This is a genomic window from Azonexus hydrophilus DSM 23864, assembly GCF_000429605.1.
Classification (GTDB): Bacteria; Pseudomonadota; Gammaproteobacteria; order Burkholderiales; family Rhodocyclaceae; genus Azonexus; species Azonexus hydrophilus.
Genome location: NZ_KE386925.1, coordinates 178547 through 190331 on the forward strand (window position 1 = coordinate 178547; position 11785 = coordinate 190331).

Here is an 11785-nt window from a genome sequence, read left to right on the forward strand (position 1 = left end):
AAATGCTGAAGAAAACGCTGGTTGCCGTACTGTTCGCCACCACCATGCCGCTGTTTGCCCATGGCAGCACCTACGACGATCTGATCCAGGGGGCCAGACTGGGCGACACCAACGCCATTGGCCGGCTGCTGGCCCGTGGCGCTTCGGCAGACACGACGGACATCGAGGGCAATACACTGCTGATGCTGGCTGCCCGCGACGGCCATGCGCAACTGGCCGGATTACTGGTCAATCACCGAGCCAAACTCAACGCCCGTAACGCTGCCGGCGACACGGCCCTGGCCCTGGCGGCATTGCGTGGGCACCAACGCATTGTCGAAGTCCTGGTCGCAGCAGGAGCATCCCAGGAAGTTCCGGGCTGGCCGCCGCTCGTTTATGCGGCTTTTGGTGGCCATCAGGAGATTGTCGCCTTCCTTTTGCGCCACGGCGCCAATGTAGATGCGGTCAGCGAAAGCGGCATGTCTGCGCTGATGGCGGCAGCACGGGGAGGTTTCCGGCCCATCGTCAACGCCTTGCTTGCAGCGAAGGCGAACACGGAACTGCGAACCGACCGCGGTGAGTCTGCGCTGGATATTGCGCTTCGCTTCAACAATACGGATATCGCCGAACAATTGCGCGCCGTGTCAGCCCAGCAAGTAACGAAACCGACTCAGTAGATAGAAACACCAAGGTTCTAATGACAGGAGAAGGCGGCAGGCGGAAAACACCATTTCCTCTGCTTCGTATAATTTGTATTATGTTAAATTATGTTTGTGCGAGGTAATCGATATGGCCGCTGAACGAGTGGAATGGATACGATCAGCGGCAATCAATGCTTCGTGTTCAGTGTTTGTTCCGGATCACCGGTAGCTGGAATATATCGATGCCTTCGTCCAGCAAGGCTTCGCGTTCATCGCTGGTGGCCTGGCCGCGGATCGATCGCTCGGGGGCTTCGTTGTAGTGGATGCGACGGGCTTCCTCGGCGAAGCTGCTGCCGACGTCCTCCGCGCTTTCAACGATGGCGTCGACCAGCGCCTGGTAGGCTGCGGCCACTTGCGAGTTCGCCGGCACCATCGCCGTGCTGACCGTGCTGGCTGAACGGGATTCGGTCGGCACTTCCCTGTCCTCGGCATGGCCGCCGATAGCCACGGCCGATGGTATGCGGCGCACATTGGCGCTGTCGCATTGCGGGCAACGGATGAATTGGCGTGCGTTTTGTGCTTCGAAATCGTCGGGGCTGCGGAACCAGCCTTCAAAGCGGTGATCGTTGTCGCAACTCAGGTCGTAGATGATCATGACTGGCCTAGTGGTGCCCGGAACCGGGGTCGAACCGGTACGCTCAAAGAGCGAGAGATTTTAAGTCTCTTGTGTCTACCAATTTCACCATCCGGGCGGCTTCGCGATTATATCGGGAAGCAGATATGAAAAAGGGAAAGCGCATTGCGCTTTCCCTTTTCAGACTGGAGCGGCAGAAGAGTCTCGAACTCTCGACCTATACCTTGGCAAGGTATCGCTCTACCAACTGAGCTACTGCCGCATGTCTCTGGAGGCGCGAGCCGGAGTCGAACCGACCTACACGGATTTGCAATCCGGTGCATAACCGCTTTGCTATCGCGCCACGCCTACAAACTTTTACTACTAACGAGGAAGCCATGCTTCCCCGAGGAATTTGGAGCGGCAGAAGAGTCTCGAACTCTCGACCTATACCTTGGCAAGGTATCGCTCTACCAACTGAGCTACTGCCGCGTCAAACAGAGCGCGCATTATAGACGCCCCAAGGGATTTGTCAACACCCTCTTCTATTTTTCCGCACTACGCCTGGCAATTTCCGGCCAGGCCATGCGCAGGTAATAGCCCATCGACCACAAGGTCAACAGTGCCGCCAGCCAGATCAACCACTCGCCGGCCAGCATCGTATCGATACCGAACAGCGGCGCCTGGAGCAGCAGCAGCGGAATCGCTGCCATCTGCGCGGCGGTCTTGATCTTGCCTAGCATCGAGACGGCGACGCTCTTCGCCGCGCCGATCTTGGCCATCCATTCGCGCAGTGCCGAGATGGTGATCTCGCGACCGATGATGATGGTGGCGACGATGGCGTCGGCGCGGCCGAGCTGGACCAGAACGATCAGCGCGGCGGCGACCATCAGCTTGTCGGCAACCGGGTCGAGGAAGGCGCCGAAGGCCGAAGTCTGATTGAGCTTGCGCGCCAGATAGCCGTCGGCCCAGTCGGTCAGCGCGGCGGCGATGAAGATCAGCGTGGCGATCAGGTTGCGCTCCTGCGCCGTCGCCCAGTCGGCCGGCAGGTAATAGACCGCGATCAGCAGCGGGATGGCGACGATGCGCAGCCAGGTGAGCAGGATGGGAAGATTGAATGGCATAGGCCGTCAGTGTAAGGCGGAATGAATCTTTTCGGCGAGTTCGCGACCGATGCCGGGAATCTCGGCGAGCTGGTCGATGCTTGCCTCGCGCACGCCGGCCAGGCCGCCGAAACGGGCGATCAAGGCTTTACGGCGGGCCGGGCCGACGCCGGGCAGGCTTTCCAGCGTCGAAGTCTTGCGGCTCTTGGCGCGTTGCCCGCGGTGGCCGGTGATGGCGAAGCGGTGCGCCTCGTCGCGTACTTCCTGGATCAGGTGCAGTGCCGGATGGTCGGACGGCAGGTTGAGCGGCGGCCGGCCGTCGGCCTCCGGAAAGATCAGGTTTTCCAGGCCGGGCTTGCGCTCCTCGCCCTTGGCGACGCCGATCATGTTCAGGTGGGTCAGGCCGAGGTCGGCGAGCGCCGCCCAGGCCGAAGCGACCTGCCCCTTGCCGCCGTCGATCAGGATCAGGTCGGGCGCCCTGCCCTCGCCGCTGGCGATGCCGTCGTAGCGCCGCGTCACCGCCTGGCGCATGGCCGCATAGTCGTCGCCGGGCGTGATGTCGCGGATATTGAAGCGGCGGTAATCGCGTTTGCTCATCTTGTTGCCGTCGTAGACCACGCACGAGGCGACGGCACTTTCGCCCATGGTGTGGCTGATGTCGAAGCATTCGATGCGGACGATTGCCTCGCTCAGTTGCAATGCCTCCTGCAGCGCGGCCAGGCGCTGTTCCTGTTGTGCCGACGCCTGGTTGCGCGCCAGGATGGCTAGGCGGGCGTTCTGCAACGCCATCTCGACCCAGGCCTTCTGCGTCAGCGTGCGCGCTTCGGCAATGGGTACCGGCCGACCGGCGAGTTCGGCCAGGCTGGCGGCGGTTTCCTCAAGCTCTTCGCTTTCCGGCAGCGGCGAAACCAGCAGCCGGCCGGGGGCTGGATGCAGTTCGTAATGCTGGCGCAGAAAGGCGGTCAGCGCGTCGGCGGCGGTCGAATCACCGGCGTTGCTCGGGAACAGCGGGCGGTCGCCGAGATGGCGGCCACCGCGCACCATCGCCAGGTTGACGCAGAGCTGGCCGGCTTCGCGCACGGCGACGACGATATCGACGTCCTCGCCCTTGCTGCTCGAAACGAACTGCTTTTCCTGGACCTGGTGCAGCGACTGGATCTGGTCGCGGTAGATCGCCGCCAGCTCGAAGGCGAGCTTCTCGGCGGCCCTCTCCATCGCCGTGTTGAGGCGCTTGATCACTTCCTGCTGTTTGCCGGCGAGGAACATCGCTGCATATTGGACGTCGGCGGCGTAGTCGTCGGGCGAGATGTAGCCAACACAGGGGGCGCTGCAACGCTTGATCTGATACAGCAGGCAGGGTCGCGAGCGGTTGGCGAAGACGCTGTCCTCACAGGTGCGCAGGCGGAACATCTTCTGCAGCAGGTGGATGCTGTCGCGCACCGCCCACGACGACGGGTAAGGTCCGTAATAATCGGCCTTGCGGTCCGGGTTGCCACGGTAGAAGCCGAGCCGTGGGAACTTGTCGCGCGTCAGCACGATGTAGGGGTAGGATTTGTCGTCGCGAAACAGGATGTTGTAGCGCGGCGCCAGCGACTTGATCAGGTTGTTTTCCAGCAGCAGCGCTTCCGCTTCGGTGCGCGTCGCGGTCGTCTCGATGTGGTCGATCTGGCCGACCATGTGGGCGATGCGCGGACTCGACAGGTTGTCGCGGAAGTAGGAAGCGACCCGCTTCTTCAGGTTCTTGGCCTTGCCGACGTAGAGCACGGCGCCGTCGGCGCCGATCATCCGGTACACGCCGGGCAGTTCGGTCAGGGAAGCGAGGAAGGATTTTGCGTCGAAAGCCACGGGGAGCGATGTTAACATGCCGGCCATGCAGCTTCATTGGGACATTTTCTGCCGCGTCGTCGACAACTACGGTGACATCGGCGTCTGCTGGCGACTCGCCCGCCAGTTGTCGGGCGTACACCAGCGCCGGGTCAGGCTGTGGGTCGACGACCTGGGCAGCATGCGCCAGTTGTGCCCAGCGCTTGATCCGCAGGCCGCCGCGCAACACCTTGACGGTATCGAGGTCCGCCAATGGACGACGCCCTTTGTCGTCGACCGGGTTGCCGATGTCGTCATCGAGGCCTTTGCCTGCGAACTGCCCACCAGCTACCTGCAGGCCATGGCCGACTTGCCCAAGGCGCCGGCCTGGATCAATCTCGAATACCTGACCGCCGAAGCTTGGGCCGAGAGTTGCCACGGCGTCGCCTCGCCGCACGCCAGCCTGCCGCTGATCAAGTATTTCTTCTTTCCCGGCTTTTCCCCGGCGACCGGCGGCTTGCTGCGCGAACCGGGCCTGCCGCTGACCACCGAGCCAGCCACTGGCGAGATCAGCCTGTTCTGCTACGACAACGCCCCGCTCGGACCGTGGCTGGAAGCACTGGCCCGCGCGCCCGAGCCGCTACGCTGCCTGGTCTCGCCGGGCAAACCGCTGACCGCCGTGCGCGCCTGCCTGCCCGGCGACGGGCCGTGGCAAGTCGGCGCAGCCCGCATCGAGCCGGTGCCCTTCCTGGCGCAAGCCGACTACGACGCCCTGCTCCGCCGTTGCGCGATCAACATCGTGCGTGGCGAGGATTCCTTCGTCCGTGCCCAACTCGCCGGTCGGCCGTTCGTCTGGCACATCTATCCGCAGGACGACGACGCCCATCTCGACAAGCTGACGGCCTTTCTCGACCGCTACACAGTCGGGCTGGAAACCCCGGCCGCGACGGCGGTACGCAATATCTTCCTGGCCTGGAACACGCCGCTGCCGCCGACCAAGCTGACCGCCGCCTGGCAGGATTTCCTGGCGCATCTGCCTGCCATCGACCGGCATGCGCGCGAATGGCAACGTCACTGCATGCGGCTGCCGGAATTGAGCGCAAGCCTCGTCAAATTCTGTGTCGACGCGGTATAATCGCGCGTTTTTCTTTTCAGACTCTGGAATATTTCACATGAAGACCGCTCAGGAACTCCGCTCCGGTAACGTGATCATGGTCGGCACCGAGCCGCTCGTGGTCCAGAAAACCGAATACAACAAGTCCGGCCGCAACGCTGCCGTCGTCAAGATGAAGCTCAAGAACCTGCTCTCCGGCAACCCGTCGGAAGCGGTTTACAAGGCTGACGACAAGTTCGAAGTCGTCGTTCTCGACAAGAAGGAAGTGACCTACTCCTACTTCGCCGACCCGATGTACGTGTTCATGGACGCCGACTACAACCAGTTCGAAGTCGAAGCCGAGAACATGGTCGACGCGCTCAAGTACCTCGAAGACGGCATGCCCTGCGAAGTCGTGTTCTACGACGGCAAGGCCATCTCCGTTGAACTGCCGAACTCGCTGGTCCGTGAAGTCATCTACACCGAACCGGCCGTCAAGGGCGATACCTCGGGCAAGGTCATGAAGCCGGCCAAGATCTCCACCGGTTTCGAGCTGCCGGTTCCGGCCTTCGTCGAAATCGGCGACAAGATCGAAATCGATACGCGCACCGACGAATACCGCAGCCGCAGCAAGTAATTCCTGCTTCTGCCGGAATCGCCAGGGGCAGCTTCGGCTGCCCTTGCTTTTTCCGGGGTGTCGCCAAAGCGACATGCTTTTCTGCCAGAATTCCCCATTCGAACAACCCGAACCGCGGACCCCACCATGAGCTACAAAGTCTTTGTCGACGGCCAGGAAGGCACCACCGGCCTGCAGATCAACGAATACCTCGCGCAGCGCGCCGATATCGAAATCCTCAAGATTGACGCCGACAAGCGCAAGGATCTCGCCGAGCGCAAGCGCCTGATCAACGCCTCCGACATCACCTTCCTCTGCCTGCCCGACGCGGCGGCCAAGGAATCGGCCAGCCTGGTGGACAACCCGAACACCTGCATCATCGACGCCTCGACCGCGCATCGCGTCGATCCCGACTGGGTCTTCGGCCTGCCCGAGCTGTGCCCGGAACAGCGCGCCAAGATCCGCGCCAGCAAGCGCATCGCCAATCCCGGCTGCCACGCCACCGCCTTCATCCTGGCGCTGCGTCCGCTGGTCGCCGCCGGGCTGCTGCCGGCCGCCACCCAGATCGCTGCCAATTCCATCACCGGTTACTCGGGTGGCGGCAAGTCGATGATCGCCGACTACGAAGCCGCAGCCGCCAGCACCACGCAACTGAAGGCGCCGCGTCCCTACGCGCTCGCCCTCGCCCACAAGCATCTGCCGGAAATGCAGGCCTATACCGGTCTGACCGTGGCGCCGATCTTCCAGCCCATCGTCGGGCCGTTCTACAAGGGCCTGGCCGTCACCGCCTACCTGCAACCGGCGCAATTCACCCGCGCCGCGACGCCGGCCGACGTCCAGAAGATCATCGCCGACTACTACGCCGGCGAGCGCTTCATCAATGTCCTGCCGGTCGATCTCGACGCCACCACCGACGGCGGTTTCTTCAATGTTGAAGCCAACAACGGCAGCAACCGCGTCGATATCGCCGTCTTCGGCAACGCCGAGCGCATGCTGGTGATCGCCCGTCTCGACAACCTGGGCAAGGGCGCTTCCGGCGCCGCCGTGCAGGCGATGAACGTGCATCTTGGCGTCGAGGAAAGCGCTGGCCTGCTTTGATCGTCCTCAGCAAAGTCACCCTGCGTCGCGGCACGAAAGTGCTGCTCGACAAGACCACGGTCACCATCAATCCGGGCGAGAAGGTCGGCCTGGTCGGGCGTAACGGCGCCGGCAAGTCGACCCTGTTCGCGCTCCTCAGCGGCAAGCTGCACGAGGACGGCGGCGACTTCTCGATGCCCAGCCAGTGGCGCATGGGCCAGGTTGCCCAGGACATGCCGGAAACCGACCAGTCGGCGACCGATTTCGTCATCGACGGCGACACGCCGCTGCTCGCCGCCCGCAACGAGGTTTTCGAGGCCGAAGCCAGCGACGACGGCATGCGCATGGCCGAAGCCTACATGGCCCTGCACGACGCCGGCGAACACGACGCCGAGGCGCGCGCCCAGGCGCTGATCCTCGGCCTCGGCTTCAAGGTCTCCGAGCTCTACCAGCCGGTCAACAGTTTCTCGGGTGGCTGGCGCATGCGCCTGCAACTGGCGCGCGCGCTGATGTGCCCGTCCGACATCCTGCTGCTCGACGAGCCGACCAACCACCTCGACCTCGACGCCATGGTCTGGCTCGAAGCCTGGCTCAAGCGCTACCCGGGCACGCTGGTGATGATCAGCCACGACCGCGAGTTCCTCGACGCGATCACCCAGGTCACATTGCATATCGACAACGCCAAGCTGGTCCGCTACGGCGGCAACTACAGCAAGTTCGAGGACATGCGCGCCGAGCAGATGGCGCTGCAGCAGGCGACGATGGCCCGCCAGGCGGACAAGATCGCCCACCTGCAATCCTTCATCAACCGTTTCAAGGCCAAGGCCAGCAAGGCCAAACAGGCGCAGAGCCGGGTCAAGGCGCTGGAGCGCATGGAAAAGATCGCGCCGGTGCTGGCCGACGCCGACTTCAGCTTCGAGTTCCAGGAACCGCAGAACCTGCCCAACCCGATGCTGTCGATGGTCGATGTCGCCATCGGCTACCCGCCGCCCGACGACGCGCCGGCCGGCACGCCGCCGACGACCATCGTCCGTGGCATCAACCGCTCGGTGATGGCCGGCCAGCGCATCGGCATCCTCGGCGCCAACGGCCAGGGCAAATCGACGTTGGTCAAGACCATCGCCCGCGACCTCGGCGCCATCAGCGGCCAGGTCACCGAAGGCAAGGGCCTGAACATCGGCTACTTCGCGCAGCAGGAACTCGACGTGCTGCGCCCGCAGGACACGCCGCTCGAACACATGATCCGGCTGGCCAAGGAAGCGATCGCCGCCGGCCGCAGCAACGTGCCGGGCCGCGAACAGGAATTGCGCAACTTCCTCGGCAACTTCAACTTCGGCGGCGAGATGGTCAAGCAGGCGGTCGGCACCATGAGCGGCGGCGAAAAGGCCCGCCTGGTGCTGTGCATGCTGGTCTGGCAGCGGCCCAACCTGCTGCTCCTCGACGAACCGACCAACCACCTCGACCTCAACACCCGCGAAGCGCTGTGCGTTGCGCTCAACGAGTTCGAAGGCACGGTCATGCTGGTCAGCCACGACCGCGCCATGCTGCGCTCGGTGTGCGACGAGTTCTGGCTGGTCTCGCGCGGCGGCGTCGGTCCCTTCGACGGCGACCTCGACGACTACCAGCGCTACCTGCTCGACGAAGCCAAGCGCGCCCGCGAGGAAGCCTCGGCACTGCTCAAGGCGGCCTGAGGCCGGCGATGGCGACGACAGCGTTCACTGCCCTCGCCTGCCCGCTCGACGGCGCACCGCTGGCGAGCGCGGACGGCGGCTGGACCTGCCCGGCCGGCCACCGCTACGACCAGGCCGCGCAAGGCTACGTCAATCTGCTGCCGGTACAGCACAAACGCTCGCGTGATCCCGGCGACAGCAAGGAAATGGTCGCTGCCCGCCGTCGCTTCCTGGAAGCCGGCCATTACCGGCCGATCGCCGAACTGGCGGCGCGCGCCGCACTCGCCGACCTGCCGGCCGCCGCAGCCTGCCTCGACGCCGGCTGCGGCGAAGGCTACTACCTGCGCCAGCTTGCCGCGCAAGCCGACGCTGCCGGAAAATCCTCGGCCCTGCTCGGTCTCGACATCTCGAAATGGGCCGTCCAGGCGGCAGCCAAGGCACAACGCGGCACGGCGACCTGGGTGGTCGGCAGCAACGCCAAGCTGCCGGTACTGCCGGCAACATTGGACCGCGTGCTGTGCCTGTTCGGTTTTCCGGTCTATCCGGAATTCGCCCGCGTGCTCAAGCCGGGCGGCACACTGATCATGATCGACGCCGGCCCCGATCACCTGCGCGAACTGCGCGAAATCATCTACCCGACCTTGAAAACCCCGGCGGCACCGAACGATCAGGCACCACCGGGGTTCTCCTTGCGGCACCGCGAATCGCTGTCCTGCCGCATCGAACTCGACAGCCAGGAACAAATCGCCGACCTGCTGGTGATGACCCCGCACTTCTACCGCGCCAGCCCAGCCGGCCGGGAAAAGGCAGCGCAACTCAGCCGCCTGGCGCTGACGGTGGATGTGCGCCTGCAGGTTTGGCAGCGTCTTCAGCCAACCGAAAACGCGTAAGCATCCATCGCAATCACCAAGTCATCGACGCCGGCATGGAAGCGTTCCGGCTGGCAGTTTGCGCCGCCTGCGCCGAGGGCGACGAATAGCGGCAGCAGGTGCTCTTCGGACGGATGGGCGTGGCGGCCGTGGGGTGAAGCGTGGCGGTAATCAAGCAGGTTGGTGATGTCGTTTTCGGCCAGGCGTGCGGCCAGCCAGTCGGCGAATTCACCGACGTAGGCCGGCGTCTGCCCGCCCTGTTGCCAGGCCCGACGATAGTCGCCGAGGTTGTGCGTGATGCTGCCGGAGCCGACGATCAGGATGCCGCGCTCGGCCAGCGGTGCCAGCGCCCGGCCGAGCGCCAGTGCCTGTTGCGGCCCGCCGTGGCTGGGCAGGGAAAGCGGAATCACCGGGATGTCGGCCTGCGGGAACATGTGCATCAGCGGCACCCAGACACCGTGATCGAGACCGCGTTGTCGGTCGATGGCCGCTGGCAGGCCGGCGGCGTTGAGGCCGGCGACAAGCTCGGCTGCGACATCAGGCGCACCAGCGGCCGGGTAGCGCAGTGCGTAAAGCGCTTCCGGAAAACCGCCGAAATCGTGGATGGTCGCCGGCTGCTCGCTGGCACCGACGGTCACCTCGGCCGTTTCCCAATGGGCACTGACGACGACGATGGCGCGCGGCGTGCCGTAAGCCTCGAGCAGTCGGGCGGCCATGTCGCGCAAGGCCTGCCCCGCTGTTCCGGGATAAAGGGCAAAGGTCGGCGCCCCATGCGACACGAACAGGCTGGGCAGGCGGGACATCAGCGTGCCTCCGCGGCACCCAGCCGGCCGCTGCGGTAGTCGTTGATCGCCTGGTAGATTTCCTGTTCGGTATTCATGACAAAGGGACCGTACTGGGCGATTGCTTCGTTGAGCGGCTGGCCGGCGATCAACAGCAGGCGGCTCTCTTCCCGGGCGCTGACCAGGACGCCGTCGGCAGCCACGTCGTTGTCGAGGATGGCCAGTTGCTTTTCGGGAACGTGCTGGCCGGCGATGTCCATGGCGCCACGATAGACCACGACAAAGGCGTTGTGCCCGGCTGGCAACGGGTGCTCGAAACTGGCGCCTGCCGGCAGGTGAATGTCGAGGTAGAGCGGCTGCGTGGCCGTGCGCGTCACGGCGCCGGCCACACCCCGGCTTTCACCGGCAATGACGGTGACGGTAATGCCGCCGGGCAGATCGTAGCGCGGCAGTTGATCGGCTGGAAAATCGCGGTACCAAGGCGCACACAGCTTGTCTTTGCCCGGCAGGTTGAGCCAGAGCTGAAAACCTTCCATGCGCCCGTCTTCCTGTTCGGGAATCTCGGAGTGAATCAGGCCGTGGCCGGCAGTCATCCACTGCACGCCGCCGTTCTCCAGCAGGCCTTCGTGACCGGCGCTGTCGCGGTGGCGCATGCGGCCGGCGATCATGTAGGTGACGGTTTCGAAACCGCGGTGCGGATGATCGGGAAACCCTGCGATGTAGTCGTCCGGATTGTCGCTGCCGAAGGCGTCGAGCATCAGGAAGGGATCGAGGCGGCGCTGCAGGTTCTGCGTCAGCAGGCGGGTCAGGCGCACGCCGGCACCGTCCGAGGTGGCCGTGCCGGCGACGAGCTGTTCGACCCGGCGGCTTTGCCGGATGCTTTCGGTCGGGTTGGTTGGCGTGCTCATGATTTCCCCTCAGGAAAACAGGCGGGCAATCTCGGCTTCCGCCTCGGCGAAACCCTGCGCGGTCGCCTCCGGCCCCATGTTCAGGCCCTCGGCGTAAATGAAATGGACGTCGGTGATGCCAAGGAAACCGAGGAAAGTCCTGATCAGCGGCACCTGGCTGTCGAGCGCCGTGTCGCGGTAACGCCCGCCACGTGCCAGCGCCACGTAGGCGGTCTTGCCCTTGAGCAGGCCTTCCGGACCGTTGGCGGTGTAGCGGAAGGTGACGCCGTTGCGGGCAATCGCATCGAACCAGCTTTTCAGTTGCACGGGAATCGTGAAGTTGTACATCGGCACGCCGAGCACCAGCACGTCGGCGGCCTGCACCTGGGCGATCAGCGCATCGTCGCTGGCGACGCGGGCAGCCTGTTCGGCGGAGCGCTGGTCGGCCGGGGTGAACAAGGCACCGAGCGCGGTGCCGTCGAGCACGGCCGGCGGATTGGCGCCGAGATCGAGGACGTCGAGGGTGGCAGCCGGATTGGCGGCTTGCAGGCGCTCGACGACCTGCCGGGCGACACGGGTGGAATTGGCATCGGCGGCACGGATGCTGGCGTTGATCTGCAGGATGTTCATGTTGTTTCTCCGTTGGGGTCAG

The 11785-nt window shown here is 64.5% G+C and carries 12 protein-coding genes and 4 tRNA genes; 6 read left to right on the forward strand and 10 right to left on the reverse strand.

Translation table 11 applies throughout. The features are described from left to right. The first annotated feature begins 2 nt into the window (after positions 1-2). On the forward strand, positions 3-656 hold the full coding sequence (locus tag G471_RS0112170) for an ankyrin repeat domain-containing protein (protein WP_157272515.1): 654 nt from the start codon (positions 3-5) through the stop codon (positions 654-656). 166 nt (positions 657-822) lie between these two features. Here the strand turns inward: G471_RS0112170 and G471_RS0112175 are convergent, their stop codons facing one another. The 7 genes from G471_RS0112175 to uvrC all read right to left on the reverse strand — a co-directional run bounded on the left by G471_RS0112175 (position 823) and on the right by uvrC (position 4199). After that, positions 823-1275: a DUF1178 family protein gene (locus G471_RS0112175; protein WP_028995589.1), complete on the reverse strand. Its 453-nt coding sequence runs from the start codon at positions 1273-1275 to the stop codon at positions 823-825. An 11-nt stretch (positions 1276-1286) separates the two neighbouring features. Next, a tRNA-Leu gene (locus G471_RS0112180) sits at positions 1287-1372 on the reverse strand. Between the two features lie 68 nt (positions 1373-1440). After that, positions 1441-1516, reverse strand: a tRNA-Gly gene (locus tag G471_RS0112185). A gap of 7 nt (positions 1517-1523) precedes the next feature. Further along, positions 1524-1597, reverse strand: a tRNA-Cys gene (locus tag G471_RS0112190). Positions 1598-1649: 52 nt separating this feature from the next. Continuing rightward, positions 1650-1725: transfer RNA gene (locus G471_RS0112195), tRNA-Gly, on the reverse strand. A gap of 53 nt (positions 1726-1778) precedes the next feature. Then, entirely contained in the window at positions 1779-2357 is a 579-nt protein-coding gene (gene pgsA, locus G471_RS0112200) for a CDP-diacylglycerol--glycerol-3-phosphate 3-phosphatidyltransferase (protein ID WP_028995590.1), read from the reverse strand. A 6-nt stretch (positions 2358-2363) separates the two neighbouring features. Then, positions 2364-4199 carry an excinuclease ABC subunit UvrC gene (gene uvrC / locus G471_RS0112205; protein WP_028995591.1) on the reverse strand — a complete coding sequence of 612 codons (1836 nt, stop codon included), beginning with the start codon at positions 4197-4199 and terminating at the stop codon, positions 2364-2366. On the opposite strand from uvrC, the gene G471_RS0112210 reads away from it, so the two are divergent. From G471_RS0112210 to G471_RS0112230, 5 genes are all read left to right on the forward strand, one after another. Beyond that, positions 4198-5274, forward strand: coding sequence for an elongation factor P maturation arginine rhamnosyltransferase EarP (locus tag G471_RS0112210; RefSeq protein WP_051295465.1), 1077 nt, complete (start codon positions 4198-4200; stop codon positions 5272-5274). The two genes, uvrC and G471_RS0112210, sit on opposite strands and share 2 nt — an antisense overlap. A gap of 37 nt (positions 5275-5311) precedes the next feature. Then, the gene (efp, locus tag G471_RS0112215; RefSeq protein ID WP_028995593.1) at positions 5312-5869 is read left to right on the forward strand and encodes an elongation factor P; all 558 of its coding nucleotides are present in this window, start codon (positions 5312-5314) and stop codon (positions 5867-5869) included. A gap of 126 nt (positions 5870-5995) precedes the next feature. Then, on the forward strand, positions 5996-6946 hold the full coding sequence (gene argC, locus G471_RS0112220) for an N-acetyl-gamma-glutamyl-phosphate reductase (protein ID WP_028995594.1): 951 nt from the start codon (positions 5996-5998) through the stop codon (positions 6944-6946). Then, positions 6943-8616 carry an ABC-F family ATP-binding cassette domain-containing protein gene (locus G471_RS0112225; RefSeq protein ID WP_028995595.1) on the forward strand — a complete coding sequence of 558 codons (1674 nt, stop codon included), beginning with the start codon at positions 6943-6945 and terminating at the stop codon, positions 8614-8616. The genes argC and G471_RS0112225 overlap by 4 nt, the downstream gene beginning before the upstream one ends. A gap of 8 nt (positions 8617-8624) precedes the next feature. Continuing rightward, entirely contained in the window at positions 8625-9485 is an 861-nt protein-coding gene (locus G471_RS0112230; protein WP_028995596.1) for a putative RNA methyltransferase, read from the forward strand. Here G471_RS0112230 and G471_RS0112235 read toward each other — a convergent pair. From G471_RS0112235 to G471_RS0112245, 3 genes are read right to left on the reverse strand one after another with little or no spacing between them, the layout of a single operon-like run. Then, entirely contained in the window at positions 9464-10267 is an 804-nt protein-coding gene (locus tag G471_RS0112235) for a dioxygenase family protein (RefSeq protein WP_028995597.1), read from the reverse strand. The genes G471_RS0112230 and G471_RS0112235 overlap by 22 nt on opposite strands. Continuing rightward, complete coding sequence (locus G471_RS0112240) at positions 10267-11154, reverse strand: pirin family protein (protein WP_028995598.1); 888 nt, start codon at positions 11152-11154, stop codon at positions 10267-10269. The genes G471_RS0112235 and G471_RS0112240 overlap by 1 nt, the downstream gene beginning before the upstream one ends. Before the next feature lie 9 nt (positions 11155-11163). Beyond that, the gene (locus G471_RS0112245; RefSeq protein WP_028995599.1) at positions 11164-11763 is read right to left on the reverse strand and encodes an FMN-dependent NADH-azoreductase; all 600 of its coding nucleotides are present in this window, start codon (positions 11761-11763) and stop codon (positions 11164-11166) included. Positions 11764-11785: the final 22 nt, after the last annotated feature.